The 16,270-nt window shown below is 71.0% G+C and carries 11 protein-coding genes; 9 read left to right on the top strand and 2 right to left on the bottom strand.

What is annotated here, in order from left to right:
- The first annotated feature begins 26 nt into the window (after positions 1-26).
- From AB0B29_RS16795 to AB0B29_RS16785, 3 genes are all read left to right on the top strand, one after another.
- Positions 27-647 carry a TetR/AcrR family transcriptional regulator gene (locus tag AB0B29_RS16795; RefSeq protein ID WP_362239799.1) on the top strand — a complete coding sequence of 207 codons (621 nt, stop codon included), beginning with the start codon at positions 27-29 and terminating at the stop codon, positions 645-647.
- A 194-nt stretch (positions 648-841) separates the two neighbouring features.
- The gene (locus AB0B29_RS16790; protein ID WP_362239795.1) at positions 842-1,543 is read left to right on the top strand and encodes a ribonuclease HII; all 702 of its coding nucleotides are present in this window, start codon (positions 842-844) and stop codon (positions 1,541-1,543) included.
- Between the two features lie 68 nt (positions 1,544-1,611).
- The gene (locus AB0B29_RS16785; protein WP_362239792.1) at positions 1,612-2,241 is read left to right on the top strand and encodes a hypothetical protein; all 630 of its coding nucleotides are present in this window, start codon (positions 1,612-1,614) and stop codon (positions 2,239-2,241) included.
- 284 nt (positions 2,242-2,525) lie between these two features.
- Here AB0B29_RS16785 and AB0B29_RS16780 read toward each other — a convergent pair whose 3' ends face one another.
- Entirely contained in the window at positions 2,526-3,137 is a 612-nt protein-coding gene (locus tag AB0B29_RS16780; protein WP_362239789.1) for a hypothetical protein, read from the bottom strand.
- Between the two features lie 313 nt (positions 3,138-3,450).
- Positions 3,451-5,616, bottom strand: a complete 2,166-nt coding sequence (locus AB0B29_RS16775) for a RecQ family ATP-dependent DNA helicase (RefSeq protein WP_362239786.1) — start codon at positions 5,614-5,616, stop codon at positions 3,451-3,453.
- 141 nt (positions 5,617-5,757) lie between these two features.
- On the opposite strand from AB0B29_RS16775, the gene AB0B29_RS16770 reads away from it, so the two are divergent.
- From AB0B29_RS16770 to AB0B29_RS16745, 6 genes are all read left to right on the top strand, one after another.
- Positions 5,758-7,542, top strand: a complete 1,785-nt coding sequence (locus AB0B29_RS16770) for a DUF4192 family protein (protein ID WP_362239784.1) — start codon at positions 5,758-5,760, stop codon at positions 7,540-7,542.
- A gap of 635 nt (positions 7,543-8,177) precedes the next feature.
- Positions 8,178-10,097 (top strand): glycogen debranching N-terminal domain-containing protein, encoded by a 1,920-nt coding sequence (locus AB0B29_RS16765; protein ID WP_362239988.1) that lies wholly within the window; start codon positions 8,178-8,180, stop codon positions 10,095-10,097.
- A 129-nt stretch (positions 10,098-10,226) separates the two neighbouring features.
- Positions 10,227-10,985 carry an NUDIX hydrolase gene (locus AB0B29_RS16760; protein WP_362239781.1) on the top strand — a complete coding sequence of 253 codons (759 nt, stop codon included), beginning with the start codon at positions 10,227-10,229 and terminating at the stop codon, positions 10,983-10,985.
- 144 nt (positions 10,986-11,129) lie between these two features.
- On the top strand, positions 11,130-13,211 hold the full coding sequence (locus AB0B29_RS16755; RefSeq protein ID WP_362239779.1) for an ABC transporter ATP-binding protein: 2,082 nt from the start codon (positions 11,130-11,132) through the stop codon (positions 13,209-13,211).
- 161 nt (positions 13,212-13,372) lie between these two features.
- Entirely contained in the window at positions 13,373-14,260 is an 888-nt protein-coding gene (locus AB0B29_RS16750) for a FadR/GntR family transcriptional regulator (protein WP_362239776.1), read from the top strand.
- Between the two features lie 424 nt (positions 14,261-14,684).
- On the top strand, positions 14,685-16,226 hold the full coding sequence (locus AB0B29_RS16745; RefSeq protein WP_362239773.1) for an RNA polymerase sigma factor: 1,542 nt from the start codon (positions 14,685-14,687) through the stop codon (positions 16,224-16,226).
- Positions 16,227-16,270: the final 44 nt, after the last annotated feature.

Here is a 16,270-nt window from a genome sequence, read left to right as displayed (position 1 = left end):
TTGCTCTGCTCGTTGGAGAAAGTCAGATGGTTACCCCCAGCTGGGCGGATGCTCCCGCTCGGACGGCCGCTCGCCGTCGAGGTGCGGTGCTCGAACGCGCCATCCTCGAAGCAGCTCTGGATCAGCTCAGCACTGTTGGCTGGAACGGCCTGACGATGGAAGGCGTCGCCGCCGGTGCCCAGACCGGCAAGGCGGCGGTCTACCGGCGTTGGCCGTCCAAGGAGGATCTTGTCGCCGATGCCCTGCGAGCCGGGCTGCCGCAGTTCGATGCGGTCCCGGACGAAGGGAGTGTGCGTGATGACCTCCTGGTCCTGTGCCTGCGAGCCCGTGACGCGATGTTCTCCCGTCCCGGGTCCGCGCTTCGCTCAGTGATTCACGAGTGCGACACGGCGCAGGCCGAACGCTTCCATGCCGTGATCTTCGAGGGGGTTGTCGAGCCCACCATGGAGATGTTGCGCGCGGTTGTCGACCGAGGTATCGAGCGAGGCGAGGTGCGTCCCGAGGCTGCGAACGGCTATGTCTTCGACGCCATACCGGCGATGATGATGTACCGATCCAAGATGTGCGGATGTGAATGGCAGGACCGTGAAGTCGAGGAGATGATCGACCAGTTGATGGTTCCGCTGTTGCGTCCGCACGGTTCCTGACGTCGTTCCGGCCGGTCTGTCGCTCCTGCGGGACCGTGCGACAGGGTCGCGGTCGACGGTGCGCCGCCTTCGCGTCGAACGGTGCGTCTCGCTCGTGTGGAATGGCGCTCGACGGGGGCTCGCTGGAGTGGGGAGCCCGCTGCCATGGACCGGGGTGTCGCGGACGCTCAAGGGCGGCGTAATCTAGGTGCGCCATGCCGTACGAACCGCCTACTCACACCGTCGAGCGCTCCCTTCGAGCCACGACCGGAGCGAAGATCGTTGCAGGTGTCGACGAGGTGGGGCGCGGCGCGTGGGCCGGTCCCGTCACCGTCTGCGCGGCGATCACCGGACTGCGCCGTCCGCCCGAGGGGCTCACGGACTCCAAGCTGCTCACCATCAAGCGACGCACCGCCCTCGCCGAGGAACTGCGGACCTGGGTGACGTCGTACGCACTGGGTCATGCCTCTCCGGAAGAGATTGACGCCCTGGGCATGACGGCCGCTCTGCGGCTCGCGGCGGGGCGGGCGCTGGACGCACTGCCGGTCCGTCCCGACGCGGTCATCCTCGACGGCAAGCACGACTATCTCGGTACCCCCTGGCGGGTGCGTACGGTGATCAAGGGCGACCAGTCCTGCGTGGCGGTCGCGGCGGCCTCGGTGATCGCCAAGGTCCAGCGCGACAAAATGATGGCCGAACTGGGTATCGACCATGCAGACTTCGGTTTTGCGGACAACGCCGGGTATCCATCACCGGTGCACAAGGCCGCACTGGCGGAGCGGGGCCCCACCCCCTACCACCGTTTGTCGTGGGCGTATCTTGATGCGTTGCCCCAGTGGCGGCACCTCAAGAAGGTCCGCAGTTGGGCGGACGGAGGCGTTCCGGAGATCGAGGGTCAGCTCGGCTTCGATTTCTGACGGTTGCGTTCGCTCGCATGCGCCACCCGCCGAAGCGGTCCGTACTAGCGTTTGATAAATATCAACTCATGCCTCTCATTCCCGAGGAGCCTCAGATTCACGAGAGTGCCCAGGGTCCCCGCGCCACTTCGGCCAGCGGCCGAATCGCGCCGACCCCCCGTCCCGTACCAGGCCCCCGTCCCGCGGCCCCGTCGCGTCCCGGTCGCCCCGGCCCTCTCCGGCCGGCGCCGCCGGTGCAACGTACGCCGCGCGATGTGGCCGCCAAGCCCGCTCCGTCGGGCCCCGCCGCCGGTGCCGCCGCTCCGGTCACCCCGCAGATCCAGCTCATCCCGGCTTCCGTGGAGGGGGCGCTCGACGCCGCCGAGGAGGCCGTGGACCTGCTGCTGGACTCCGGCCGTGCTCCCGGTGACATCCTGGTGATCACGACCGGCGAGCAGCACCCGTGGGCCGCCCACGAGCTGTCCTTCGGTGATGCCTCCTACTGGGCCCAGCACGACGCGGGCGACGACGTCTTCTACACGGACGTCACCATCGCCGATCGCGCCGCGCCGCGTCCGGTGGTCGTGGTCGCCGTCAACGGTGGTCCCGAGGCCGCGGCCGTGAGCACCCTGTCCCTGGCCCACTCCCGGGCCGGCGCCCTACTGATCGTCTGCGGTGACCCGCAGCGGATCAACTCGGTGCTGGGTGCGGGCGTCTGAGCCGGTGTCGTAGCGCCCGGTAGGGCGCTGGGGAGTGTCAGGGCGCCGCTGCAGCGGCGCCGCTCGGTGAGCGGTTCACCCTGCCCTGCGGGTGCGGAACCGTGACCGTGTGCCGGCCCCGCCCGGCCCGGTGAGCGCCTCTGCGGCTGTGGTGGACGACTGTGCGTGTGCTCGGGCAGAGCAGGGTTCGGAGTGCTCGTGCCTGCTGTCCGTCGTCCCGATCGCGGTGTGCTGGGCGGCGAAGTGCCGGTTGCCGGTTGCCGTGCGGAGCGGTCGGCTGGGACTCAGCGTGCTGCCGCCGCGCGGCGCAGTACCTCGGAGGCGCCACCGGTGCGCGGTATGGGCGGCGGTGCCTCCGACGTGGCGAACGGTTCCGGTGCCGAGGCCGAGTGCGGGCGGCGTCCGCCGCGGCCCTCGCCCAGGACCTGCCAGCCGTCACGGGTCAGCGTGATGTACGCCCCGCAGCGCAGTCCATGCAGGGTGCACGCGTCGCGCAGCCCCCACATCCACGCGCCGTCCTCCTCCGTCCAACGCGCGTCGCCCTCACGGCAGTAGAGCAGCACCGCGGTGCGTACCGGCGTCCGGCGACGCAGATCGTGCGGGATGACCCGACGCAGTTGCGCGAGCAGCGCGTTGCGGAACATCCACCCGTCGGCCGGGGCCGAACGGCGCACGAACGAGGCGCTCGCCCGCAGCCGCTCGTCCGGGTCGAGCACGGCGATGACAGCGGTCGCAGGCTGCGGGTGGTGCCGGGCGTGCAGTCCGCTGACGATCTCGCGAGGGTTGCGCAGGAGTGGGATCCCGGCGGCGGCCCATTCCGCGGGTTCGAGCAGGCGGTTGGCGGAAGCGACGGACGTCGACGCCGCTGCCGAGGCCGGAGCGAATCCGAAGGTCACGGTCCTCCCTTCGGCTACGCGCCCACACTGCGGGCGGGGTCGGATTCTGGGAGCGCGCACCGCGGCAAAGCCCTAACCGGAGCGGCGGGCGAGCCGTGCGGGAGCGGACCTCAATTCTTCCTGTCGAACTTGAATGCGGCAACGAGCAATTGAGGCAGCCGACCGTTATCAGATGATGCGCGGCTAATATCCCCGCGGTGCGGGTCGCCGGACCACCCATGGGCCGTCCGAGCACGACACGTTCGTACGTCACTGGGGTGGGCGGCGTCCAGAGGTGTGCGTGAGGACCACCGCCCCGAACCCGGGCGGGCCGTCAGCCCTGGACGGCCAGCACCAGCGGCAACACCCCCTGCGCGCCGGAGCGTCGGAGCATGCGGGCCGCGACTGCGAGGGTCCAGCCGGTCTCCGTGTAGTCGTCCACCAGGAGGACCGGGCCCTGGGCCGCGGCGAGAGCGGACGCGAGGGCGGGTGGCACGGCCAATGCTCCATCGAGCGCCTTCAGCCTCTGGGCGCTGTTGCTCCGGGAGCTCGGGTAGGCGTTGCCGGTGTACTCGACGGTGCCCAGCAGCGGCAGCCGGCCGATCTCCGCGATGTGCGCCGCCAGGGAGCTGATCAGCTGCGGTCGCGTACGCGAGGCGACGGTGACGATGCCGGCCGGGCGCGATCGCCCCTCCGGCGCGCCCGGGGCCCAGCCGCCGGGACCCTTGGCCCAGTCGGCCAGTACGTCCACCACCGCCCTGGCCACGTCCTCGGGCACGGGCAGATCGGGGGCCTGGGGCGCGAGCATGGGCCGCAGCCGGTTGCCCCAGCCGATGTCCGAGAGGCGTCCCAGCGCGCGTCCTGGCGCGGCCTGTTCGCCGACGGGGATGCGGCCCTTGAGGTCCACTCCGATCGCCGGCAACCCGGTGGGCCACATCCGCCGGGGCTCCACTTCGACACCTGCCCGGCCCAGGTCCACGCGCGCGGCGTCGAGCGCCTCCTCGGACGTGTCGGCGGTGAAGCGAGGACCGGCGCAGTTGTCGCAGCGACCGCACGGCTTGGCCGCCTCGTCATCCAGCTGGCGCTGCAGGAACTCCATGCGGCACTCCGCTGTCGACGTGTACGCGCGCATGGCCTGCTGCTCGGCCTCGCGCTGACGCGCTACCCAGGCGTACCGCTCGGTGTCGTAGGCCCACGGTTGCCCGGTCGCGATCCAGCCGCCCTTGACCCGCTTCACCGCACCGTCCACGTCGAGAACTTTGAGCATGGTCTCGAGACGGGAGCGGCGCAGCTCCACCAAAGGCTCCAGGGCCGGCAACGACAGGGGCTTCTCCGCGTTCGCGAGGAGGTCGAGGGTACGGCGCACCAGGTCTTCCGGGGGGAAGGCGAGCGACGCGAAGTACTTCCAGATCGCCTCGTCCTCCTTGCCCGGGAGCAGGAGCACCTCGGCATGTTCCACGCCGCGTCCCGCGCGGCCCACCTGCTGGTAGTAGGCGATGGGGGAGGAGGGGGAGCCCAGGTGCACCACGAAGCCCAGGTCGGGCTTGTCGAAGCCCATACCGAGCGCCGACGTGGCGACCAGCGCCTTCACCTTGTTGCCGAGGAGGTCCTCCTCGGCCTGCTGGCGATCGGCGTTCTCCGTCTTGCCTGTGTACGACGAGACCGTGTGGCCGCGCTGCCGGAGGAAGGCGGTGACCTCTTCGGCGGCCGCCACGGTGAGGGTGTAGATGATTCCGGACCCGGGCAGCTCGTCGAGGTGCTCGGCGAGCCAGGCCATCCTGTGCGCGGAGTCCGGCAGGCGCAGCACGCTCAGGCTCAGGCTGTCCCGGTCCAGCGGGCCCCGCAGGACGAGGGCGTCCGAGCTGCCGCCGGTGCCGAGCTGTTCAGCCACGTCTGCGGTCACGCGCGCATTGGCCGTGGCGGTGGTCGCCAGCACCGGCACACCGGGCGGGAGATCGGCGAGCATGGTGCGCAGCCTGCGGTAGTCCGGGCGGAAGTCGTGACCCCAGTCGGAGACGCAGTGGGCCTCGTCCACCACCAGCAGCCCGGTGGCGGCCGCGAGCCGGGGAAGCACCTGGTCACGGAAGTCAGGGTTGTTGAGTCGTTCGGGACTGACCAGAAGGACGTCCACCTCGCCCGCGGAGATCTCGTCCTGAACGGCATCCCACTCCTCGGTGTTGGAGGAGTTGATCGTCCTGGCGTGGATGCCGGCCCGAGCCGCCGCCTCGACCTGGTTTCGCATGAGCGCGAGCAGGGGGGACACGATCACGGTGGGGCCGCTGCCCCGCGCCCGCAGCAGCGAGGTCGCCACGAAGTACACCGCGGACTTGCCCCAGCCCGTGCGCTGGACGACAAGGGCACGGCGTCTGTCGGCGACCAGCGCCTCGATCGCCAGCCACTGGTCCTCGCGCAGCCGGGCCTCTCCCGAGACGTCCCCGACGAGACGGGTGAGGACGGCGTCGGCGGCCGCCCGGAGTTCCGCGTTGCTCGTGTGCTCCATGTCTTCCATACAACAGGACGTCACTGACATCCGGGGCCGCGCACCGAGACCTGTGGACACAACGGCTGAGGATGACGCGTCCCTGATCGGACTTATCCACAGGCCCAAGCGGAGGTTCGGGTTCCGCGAGATCGTCGTCGCATGACGAACCACAGCGAAACGACCGGATCCCCCGAGAACGGTGACATCACCGGGCCCGAGACGCAGAGCGGCAACAAGAACAGCAGGCAGGAGAAAGAGGGGAAGGACCCGTCCGGACTGCACACCACCAGCCCGCCCTACGCCGGTCACGGAGGCGAGCACCAGGTCACCCTGCGCACGCCGGCCGAGCTGGCCGACGCCCTGCCCTACCTGCTCGGATATCGCCCCGAGGACAGCATCGTCCTGGTCGCGCTCCACGACAGCAACGGACGCGGGCGGTTCGGAGGCCGCGCCCGGCTGGGTATCCCCGCAAACGCGGACGACTGGCCGTCAGCAGCCCGGCAGCTGTCCCACGGCCTCGTGACGGGCAGCGAGCGCCGAGGGGCCCGGCCGGAGTCGATGGTCGCCTTCTTGTGCCAGGAACCGGAGAAGGGACAGACGGGCCGGCAAGTGATGGAGCGGCTGCGGCCCCTGGCCCAGAGGCTGCGCGTCGAGTGCGGTTCCCTGGACGTGGTGGTCGTCGAGGCACTGTGCATCTCGGAGGGTCGCTACTGGTCGTACTGCTGTGACAACGAGGCGTGTTGCTCCTCCGAAGGAGCCCCCATGGGCCTCCCCGGCACCTCCGTGCTGGCTGCGGCCGCCACCTACGCCGGCATCCAGGTGCGCGGCACGCTGCGGGAGCTACGGGCCCGGTTGCTGCCCTGGGAGAACGCCGCGGCCCTCGAGCAGGAGGCAGCCCTGGACACCGCCAGCATGGCGCTGGTACCGAAGATTCTGGACGACGCGGGCCGCGCCGCCGTGGCTGACGAGACGCTGCTAGTGGCCGGAAGGGTCCTTGACCGCTTCGCCGAGGCACAGCCGATTTCCGGGATGCTCCTGGCGGACCTTCGCGACGACGAACTGCTCGGCTACGACGAGGCCGCCCGGCTGATCCTCGGCCTCCAGGACCGAGCCACCCGCGACCGCGCGGCCGCGTGGATGGAGGGCGACGAAGCCGCACACGCCCTTCGCCTCTGGCGGACCCTGGCCCGCCGCTGCGTCGGGTCCTACGGCGAACACGCCGCTGCGCCGCTCACCCTCGCCGGCTGGGTCGCCTGGTCCATGGGCGACGAACTGGAGGCCCGCGAAGCCCTCGCCATGGCCTTGGCCGCCGACCCCGACTACCTCTTCGCCCGACTCCTGCACCAGGCCTGCAACGAAGGCCTCGACCCGGAGTCGATCCGCAGTTGCCTTCGGGCCGAGCGGGCAGACCGTGGGCGTGCGGCCGCCGACCTGGAAACGGGGTCGGACAGTACCGAGTCCGCTGCCCACGACACCATCACTGCGACCGGGATCGAGCCCCACGGCACTCCCTCACAAGCAGCCGCGCCCCGGCTCGGAGCATCCGGCAACTCCTCACCGACAGCGGTGCAACCCGAGTCCGAGCCGCACGGAAGGCCCGCTCAACCGGCGGTGCCATCCCGCCGTCGCCGCCGCACTCGTCCGTCCGGCCCCACCGGCGCAGCCTTCGGCGGTACCCGCGCGGACGAGCGCGATGGCGGAGCCCGCGCCCCAGGCCGACGCACACCAGCTGGCACCACGCGCCCGGCCGGCATCACACGTTCTGCGGGCGCTATCGAATCAGGTGCTCGTCCGGGCCGTGCGACGACGGCTGGTGCCGCCCGGCCCGGCGATGCAGGAACAGGCAAGTCGCGTGCGCGTGCCACGAAGAAGGCAACCACGCACAGCCGGGGCAGGGGCGAGGAAAACGTGCAGCCCAGCCGGGGCATGAGCGGTGAGGGATGAAGTTCCGGCGGGCGGGTCTCAGGGCGGAGGGTGCCGGACCGGGGCGTGACCCGAAGGACGCTCGCAGCGTTCACCTGAGTGGCGGAACGGCCGGACGGGCCGTGAGGCCGCGCCCCTGCTCCGTCAGGGCCCTCCGGCACCCGCGCCGAACCCGATCTTGGCGCACCGAGCGCAGAGGAAGCCGTCCCATGCACCAGCCGACTCCGCCCGCCGCCGACGACCGCCGCCCTCCGGGTGGCCCCCCACTGCCCCTCGGGTCGGGCGTCGGCCCGCCGGGGGCCCGGGTACCGCGAGTGGGGGACCAGGTCGTCCCTCCCCGACCGTCCGCACATGCCGACGGTTACGGGCCGAGTTTTCCCGGCCGCATGTCCTCCCCCTCTGCGGCTCCCAGCACGGACTCCCGTCCGCCCTCGTCGTCGGGCCCGGGCCGTTCGTCTCCACGGTGGGCCGGGCAGAGTGGTCGCCCTGGCACGGGTTCGGGATGTGGCACAGCCTCGTCGCCCCTGGCTCAAGGGCGGAGCCCGTCGCTCTTGGGGCACTCATCACCCTCGGGGCACTCATCCGCACCCCCGTCCCGGGGTGCCACGATCCCCGGACTGCGCTGGTCCGCCGACCTGCCCCCCGCCCACGCCGCGATGATCTGTGTCGCCCTTCCCGGCCTGGCCATCTCACCCGAGGAAGGGCAGCTGACCGGCCGGGGCCTGGAAGGCTTCTACCGCGCCGGTCGCCGTGTGCTCTCCCGGTGCGAGATCCGTGTCGCCGGACGAGAACCGCTCGCGGTACAGGCCCGCATGACCTCGGCCGACCGCGCCCGGTTCGTGGGCACGCTCCGCACATCACCCCAGTCGGGCCCGGACCCCGACGTGATCGTGGAACGTAACCGCTTCGCCGACGGTACGGAGCGGGTCACCCTGCACAGCGCGGCTCCGCGCACCCTGCGGCTGCCGGTCGAGATCATCCTGGGCACTGACCTGGCCGACCTCGGCGCGATCGCCTCCGGCAGTGCGTGCCCCCAACTCTCAGCCACTGTCCACGGCTCCGGCCTGCGCTGGTCCTGCGCCACCGGCAACGCCTCCGTGACGGCCGAACCGCCTCCCTCGGACGCCCTGGCCTCGGCCGGGCTGCTGCGGTGGGAGCTCGACCTGCCACCGGGTGGCAGCAGAACCGTCGAACTGCGGGTGCGGCCGGACGGCGCTGGGCCCCTTCGAGCCGTGGGGCGAGCAGCGACCAGCCCGCTGGCCGCGGCGTGTGCGGAGGGCGACGACCCGAGAGTTCCCACCCTCCTGCGGACAAGCATCGAGGACCTCCGGGCCCTCCTCCTGCGTGACTCCGCGCACTCCGCCGACACTCACCTCGCGGCCGGCGCACCCTGGCGCTGTGGCTTGGCCCCCGCCGACGCGCTGGCCGCCGCCCGGATGGTGCTGCCGCTGGGCACCGGTCTGGCCGCGGGAACGCTGCGGATCCTCGCGCGGACCCAACTCACCGGCCCCGGACCGCAGTCCGGGATGATCCCCGGCCCCAGACGGGACGCCGGGCCACACCTTCCGCCGCAGTGCACCGGCACGGAGGCCACTCTGCTCTTCCCCGCACTACTGGCGGAGGCCCGCCGATGGGGCCTGCCCGACCAGGAAACGGAAGCGCTGCTGCCCGCCGCCGAGCGCTGCCTGTCCTGGCTGCGAGACACCGTGGGCGATGGCACCTACCTGCGCGACCCGACCCCGGGCGGGCCCGTCCGCTGCGAAACACAGGCCCATGCCCACCGTGCCGCGCTGCTAGGAGCCGACCTGCTCGACGCCTGTGGCCGGACGGGGGCAGCGGCCCTCCGGCAGTGGGCGCAGACCCTGCGGACCGCCTTCCGGGAGCACTTCTGGGTCGAGGACCGGGGAGGCGGCCGGCCCGCGGCGGCCCGTGCGCCGGACGGCAGTCCGGTGCCTCACCTGGGCTCCGCTGCCGTGCACCTCCTCGACACGGGCCTGCTGGGCGGAGGCGAGCTGGCGCCCGGCCTGCTCGACAAGGTCCGGACCGAGCACCTCGCCCGGCTGCTCGGCAGCCCCGTCATGGACTCGGGCTGGGGCCTGCGTGGACTGGGATCGAAGGAAGCGGGATTCAATCCGTTCGGCCACCGTGCAGGAGCCGTACGGACCTACGAGACGGCCCTCGCCGCCGCTGGACTCGCCGCCGCGGGCTATGAGAAGGAGGCCAGTTCACTGGTGCACGGCGTGCTCGCGGCCGCCGAGACCTTCGCCTACCGGCTGCCCGAGATGTACGCGGGGGAGCAGCGCACGGAAGGAGGCGCTCCACTCCCACACCCGGCGGCATGCCGTCCTGCGGCCACAGCGGCGGCTGCCGGAGTCATGCTGCTGACCACTCTCGCCGGCATCCGCCCCGATGCCCCGGCAGGCACGGTCACCCTGCGCCCCGTGCGCAGCGCACCCCTGGGGGAGATCGGTTTCACGGGACTGCGCGTGGCGGGTGCCCGGTTCTCCGTGCGGGTCGGCAGGTTGGGGCTGGCCATGGTGGAGGAGGCGGCCGACGGACTGCAATTGGGCGTGTGACGTGCAGCGACGTGCCACTTCGTGACCAGGTGCAGGCACCTGAGCCCGTAACCGGACCGAAGTGGATCATTAGGCGGACGGACCGGCGAAGGAGGTGTTTATCGTCAGGCAGACGACTATGATCGCCGCATGCCCTACGACCCGTCAGCGTTTCCGCCCTTCGCCGTCACCGTGGACCTGGTCGTGCTGACCGTGCGCCGTCATGCCCTGTGTGCGCTGGCGGTGCGCAGGGGCGAACCGCCGTTCCAAGGGCGCTGGGCGCTGCCCGGCGGCTTCGTACGGGCCGACGAGGACCTGGCGCAAGCCGCGGCGCGCGAGCTGGCCGAGGAGACGGGACTGCGCGTCCACGACCCGGCCGCCCCGGCTCAGGACAACGGCGCACACCTGGAGCAGCTCGCCACCTACGGAGACCCCGAACGGGACCCCAGGATGCGGGTCGTCAGTGTGGCTCACCTCGCCCTCGCTCCCGATCTGCCCCCGCCCAGGGCGGGCGGAGACGCCAGCAACGCGCGCTGGGCCCCGGTCGAGGAACTGCTGCACAAGGGCGGTTACGGGCGTGAGGCCGAGCCGGTCGCGCCGCTCGCCTTCGATCACGCGCAGATCCTGGCGGACGGAGTGGAACGCGCCCGCTCCAAGATCGAGTACTCATCGCTGGCGACCGCCTTCTGCCCACCCGAGTTCACCGTCGGGGAACTGCGCCGTGTCTACGAGGCGGTGTGGGGCGTGGCGCTCGACCCGCGCAACTTCCACCGCAAGGTCACGGGCACGCCGGGCTTCCTGGTTCCCACCGGCGGGACGACGACCCGCCAGGGAGGACGCCCGGCCCAGCTCTTCCGTGCCGGTGGCGCGACGCTGCTCAATCCCCCGATGCTGCGTCCCGAGGTGTGAGTGGTCGGCCGGATGCCGGCTGAGCCCTGGCAGGAACCGAACCCGGCCGGAGCCCGGCCACGTGTGTCGGTCCTTCCCGAGGCGCACCTCGGTAAGGGCCCGAGGTGCCCGAAAAATCGGACATAGCGCGCTATCTTGCTGTGAGTGATCCAGGCCTTCGGACTGACCAGCAACCCCCGCAAAGAGCTTCCGCCCGCAGTCGACGACGTCTCGTTCGAGGCGCGGGAGGGCCGCGTCACCGCGCTGCTCGGAGCACCGGGCGCCGGCAAGACGACGGTTCTCAGACTGATGCTCGAACTCCAACCGGGTCGTGGCATCACCCACTTCCGGGGCCGTCCACTGCACCGCATCGCCCACCCCTCTCGCGAGGTCGGTGTGTTGCTGGGGGACGTGCCCGGGCATCCCGCCCGCACGGTCCGAGGGCATCTGCGCATGCTGTGTGCAGCAGCTGGGGTTTCGGTTCGGCGTGCCGACGAAGTGCTCGAGGCGGTCGGGCTCGTGAGCCTGCGCGAGGAGCGCCTCGGCAGTCTCTCCCGCGGCATGGACCGGCGCCTGGGGCTGGCCTGTGTCCTCCTGGCCGATCCGCATTCCCTCGTCCTCGACGACCCGGCCGGCGGACTCTCCACCCGCGAGAGCGCTTGGCTGCACGGCATGTTGCGCGCTCATGCCGCCCGGGGCGGCACGGTCCTGTTCACCACGGCCGACCCCAAGAAAGCGGCGTGCACCGCCGATCGCGTCGTCACTCTGGAACAAGGCAGGCTCGTGGCCGACCAGGAGGCCAGGGAGTTCGCGCGTACGCGCCTGCGTCCCCGAGTCGCGGTGCGGAGTCCGCACGCGGCCCGTCTGGCAGTTCTCCTGACCAAGCAGGCCCGCACCTCGCAGCGCTCCGTCGAAGTCGTCCGAGAGGGCGGCAACCGCCTCTCGGTGTACGGCGGTACCTGCGCGGACATCGGCGAGATCGCGTTTCGTCACGGCATCGTCGTTCACCAACTCGCCGACGAGGTCGGAGATATGGGGCCCGGAGCGGGGGTCCCCCAGGCAAGCGGGCCGACGCGTGATGCGATGCCGGCCGAGCCGGTGCGCATCACGGACACGTACGGGACTGTCCCTACGTCCGGTTTCGAAGAGTCGTCATCGCCTGCCGGCCCGTCGATGCCCTTCGCAACGGACACCCCGATCCCCACGACCGAGCCGTACCACGCGCTCGAGCAGGGATCCCTCTCCATCGCAAGGGAATCGGTCACCTGTGAGCCGTCCTTGTCCTTCGGGCAGGCGCAGCTGCCCGACGTCGAGCCGCACGAAGTCCTGGATCTCTCTGCGGTCGGCCGATCAGACGACGGTTCTCCGAGGGCGACCCCGCCATCCCGGCCACAGGCGCCGCGCCGGGCCGGAGCCCTGACCGCTCGCGCGCTCGACGCGCTGCCTCTTCTGCCGCCCCCCATCTCCGTCCGTCCCGCACCCAGCCCGCTCCGCCCGCTCCGTTACGAGATCCGACGCGCCACCGGGGTCGGCACCGGGTTCCTGACCGCGGCCGTCGTGCTTGCCGTGTCCGCCGTGACCGCCGTAGTGCTCGCACGCGTCGGGCACACCCCACAGCCGCGCCTGCTGGCCGCCTGGCCGCAGGAGCTGCCCCTGCCGCCAGCGGCGCTCGGCGCGGGACTGCTCGGCGCGCTGGCTTTCGGCGACGAGTTCCGCCACCCCGCCCTGGCTGCGGACCGCGGCACCGTGCCCCGTCGGCTGGGGCTCCTGGCCGCCAAACTGCTCGTCTCCTCGACCGCCGCGCTGGTGCTGGCCGTCCTCACCGTCGGATGCGATGCCGAAGTGCTCTATCTCGTCTACGGACGGGAGCTCGCACAGGTTCCCGCCGATTGGGTCCCGCTGACGTCGAGTTGGATCGGGCTCGTGATCGGCTGTGCCTGGGCCGGCGTGCTTGCCGCAGGTGTCTTCAGGTCCACCACGGCCGGGCTCGCCGCCGTGGCCGCCGTTCCCCTCCTCGTCGTACCCGTGGTGCACACGCTCGTGAACGGTCCGTCTGTGCGAACCGCGGCCGGACTCCCCATGCGGCTGCGCGAGACGCTCCTGCCGCGGTGGCCCTTCGGGGGAGAGCGCTATCTCGAGGCCACACTCAAGGTCATGTCCCAACCCGTGGGCGGGGCGCTGACGTTGTCGCTGACCGCGCTGCTCTGCGCGTATCTGCTCACCACCCTGCGCAACAGATTCCGGTGACGACTGTCCGTAACCCTTAGTCCGGCCATGCGCACAACTCCCCGCAGAACGCCCATTTCTTTCCGATAAGGCGTCAATTGCGACGGGGTGAGCGATCACCCTTTCGTGTGCTTTTCACCAAAGACCTCAAGGGAGTTGGAAACGGCGCCGACAAATGATGCGTGAGTACCCTTGCGCACACCATGATGACCGCCGCCCGCTCCGCTGACTCCGGCCTCGCGAGCCCGGGCGAACTCGACCGCTACCCGTACGCCGAGGCGCCCGCCGTCGACCGCGTCGGGATCCCTGCCTGGGACGGCGGAGACCCCGAGCTGGGCCGTGTGGGCCGTCGGGCCGCGGGCAGCCGCGGACGCGGGCTGCACGGCCAACTCGTTCAGCAGCTGGGACAGATGATCGTCTCCGGTGACCTGGGCGCCGACCGGCCGCTGGTTCCCGAGGAGATCGGTCAGCGATTCGAGGTCTCCCGCACCGTCGTCCGCGAGTCGCTCCGCGTCCTGGAGGCCAAGGGTCTGGTGAGCGCTCGTCCGAACGTCGGTACGCGCGTGCGCCCCGTCAGCGACTGGAACCTGCTCGATCCGGACATCATCGAGTGGCGGGCCTTCGGGCCCCAGCGCGACGACCAGCGCCGCGAGCTGAGCGAGCTGCGGTGGACGATCGAGCCGCTCGCCGCCCGCCTCGCCGCCGGCCACGGTCGCGAGGACGTCCAGCAGCGCCTCGTGGACATGGTCGAGATCATGGGGCACGCGATGGCTCAGGGCGATGCGCTCACGTTCTCCCGCGCCGACTCCGAGTTCCACTCGCTGCTCATCCAGGTCGCGGGCAACCGCATGCTGGAGCACCTGTCCGGCATCGTGTCCGCGGCCCTGCAGGTCTCGGGTGGTCCGGTCACGGGCTGTGACCGGCCGAACGAGACCTCCGTGGCGCACCACGGCCGCATCTGCGACGCTCTCGCCACCGCTGACGGAGCGGCGGCCGAGGCGGCCATGCGCCAACTCCTCACGGTCCACCCCGAGGTGGAACGGGTCGTGCCCGCCCCGCGCGAGCACTGACCGCGTTCCGCGGGCGGCGCGGCCGGGTGTGCCACCCCCCTCCTGTGGCAGTGCCTGATCGGTGATCCGCCTCCCGTCGGACCCCGTGGGATCCTTGGATCCTGCGGGGTCCGACGGCGCGAAGGGGTCGATAACCCGTGGCGTGTCGAGCGGATACCGCCTGTGACCCGTTCTGTCCGTGTTCGACAGGTTCTGTTCGCTTACGGGGTGTGACTCGGGCCACGCAGATTCGGCGTAACGCTCGCGGGGAGAACGCGATGACCTAAGAGGTGACAGCCGCGGAGGGAATACGGACGCCGTTCACGGCGCTGTGCATCTTCCCGGCCCCCGCCCGCGCCGTCGGCCCATCCCCAAGCCGGCGGTCGGCTCCTGTCCACAGTGGACGGGGCCGGAAGCCGTTTTCCAACGTTCCGAGAGGTTGTTCGTGTCGGCCAGCACATCCCGTACGCTCCCGCCGGAGATCGCCGAGTCCGTCTCTGTCATGGCGCTCATTGAGCGGGGAAAGGCTGAGGGGCAGATCGCCGGCGATGACGTGCGTCGGGCCTTCGAAGCTGACCAGATTCCGGCCACTCAGTGGAAGAACGTACTGCGCAGCCTCAACCAGATCCTCGAGGAAGAGGGTGTGACGCTGATGGTCAGTGCCGCAGAGCCCAAGCGCACCCGAAAGAGCGTCGCAGCGAAGAGTCCCGCCAAGCGCACCGCGACCAAGACCGTCGCGGCCAAGGCGGTGACCACCCGGAAGGCCACCGCCACCGCCACGCCGGCGGCGCCCGCCGCCGAACCCGACGTCGAGGAGGAGGCACCCGCCAAGAAGGCGGCTGCCAAGAAGACGACCGCCAAGAAGGCGGCCGCGAAGAAGACCGTCGCCAAGAAGACGGCGGCCAAGAAGACCAGCGCCAAGAAGGACGACGCCGAGATTCTCGAGGAGGAAGTGCTCGAGGAGGCAGCCCCCGGCAAGGCCGGCGAGGAGCCCGAGGCGACCCCCGAGAACGCGGGCTTCGTGCTCTCCGACGAGGACGAGGACGACGCGCCCGCCCAGCAGGTCGCCGCCGCCGGTGCCACCGCCGACCCGGTCAAGGACTACCTCAAGCAGATCGGTAAGGTCCCCCTGCTCAATGCCGAGCAGGAGGTCGAGCTCGCCAAGCGCATCGAGGCCGGTCTGTTCGCCGAGGACAAGCTGGCGAACGCCGACAAGCTGGCCCCGAAGCTCAAGCGCGAGCTGGAGATCATCGCCGAGGACGGCCGCCGCGCCAAGAACCACCTCCTGGAGGCCAACCTCCGTCTGGTGGTCTCCCTGGCCAAGCGCTACACCGGCCGCGGCATGCTGTTCCTGGACCTCATCCAGGAGGGCAACCTCGGTCTGATCCGCGCGGTCGAGAAGTTCGACTACACCAAGGGCTACAAGTTCTCCACGTACGCCACCTGGTGGATCCGTCAGGCGATCACCCGCGCCATGGCCGACCAGGCCCGCACCATCCGTATCCCGGTGCACATGGTCGAGGTCATCAACAAGCTCGCGCGTGTGCAGCGCCAGATGCTCCAGGACCTGGGCCGCGAGCCCACCCCGGAGGAGCTGGCCAAGGAGCTCGACATGACCCCCGAGAAGGTCATCGAGGTCCAGAAGTACGGCCGCGAGCCGATCTCGCTGCACACCCCGCTCGGCGAGGACGGCGACAGCGAGTTCGGTGACCTCATCGAGGACTCCGAAGCGGTCGTCCCGGCCGACGCGGTCAGCTTCACGCTCCTGCAGGAGCAGTTGCACTCCGTCCTGGACACCCTGTCGGAGCGTGAGGCGGGCGTCGTCTCGATGCGCTTCGGTCTCACCGACGGTCAGCCGAAGACCCTCGACGAGATCGGCAAGGTCTACGGCGTCACGCGGGAGCGGATCCGCCAGATCGAGTCCAAGACCATGTCGAAGCTGCGCCACCCGTCCCGTTCCCAGGTGCTGCGCGACTACCTCGACTGAGCGAGGTCGTACTGCAGGGAAGGCCCGGTCCCCCGAGGGGGCCG

Source organism: Streptomyces tibetensis (assembly GCF_040647715.1).
GTDB classification, from domain to species: Bacteria; Actinomycetota; Actinomycetes; order Streptomycetales; family Streptomycetaceae; genus Streptomyces; species Streptomyces tibetensis_A.
Note: the sequence above shows the minus strand (reverse complement) of the source record. Positions and strands in the feature narration are given on the sequence as shown.

What these genes read in the sequence shown, in the direction of transcription:
- AB0B29_RS16765 (WP_362239988.1), top strand. Translation starts at nt 8,178, where the DNA reads ATGATCTGTGTCGCCCTTCCCGGCCTGGCCATCTCACCCGAGGAAGGG.
- AB0B29_RS16775 (WP_362239786.1), bottom strand. Translation starts at nt 5,616, where the DNA reads ATGGAGCACACGAGCAACGCGGAACTCCGGGCGGCCGCCGACGCCGTC.
- AB0B29_RS16790 (WP_362239795.1), top strand. Translation starts at nt 842, where the DNA reads ATGCCGTACGAACCGCCTACTCACACCGTCGAGCGCTCCCTTCGAGCC.
- AB0B29_RS16760 (WP_362239781.1), top strand. Translation starts at nt 10,227, where the DNA reads ATGCCCTACGACCCGTCAGCGTTTCCGCCCTTCGCCGTCACCGTGGAC.
- AB0B29_RS16770 (WP_362239784.1), top strand. Translation starts at nt 5,758, where the DNA reads ATGACGAACCACAGCGAAACGACCGGATCCCCCGAGAACGGTGACATC.
- AB0B29_RS16795 (WP_362239799.1), top strand. Translation starts at nt 27, where the DNA reads ATGGTTACCCCCAGCTGGGCGGATGCTCCCGCTCGGACGGCCGCTCGC.
- AB0B29_RS16785 (WP_362239792.1), top strand. Translation starts at nt 1,612, where the DNA reads ATGCCTCTCATTCCCGAGGAGCCTCAGATTCACGAGAGTGCCCAGGGT.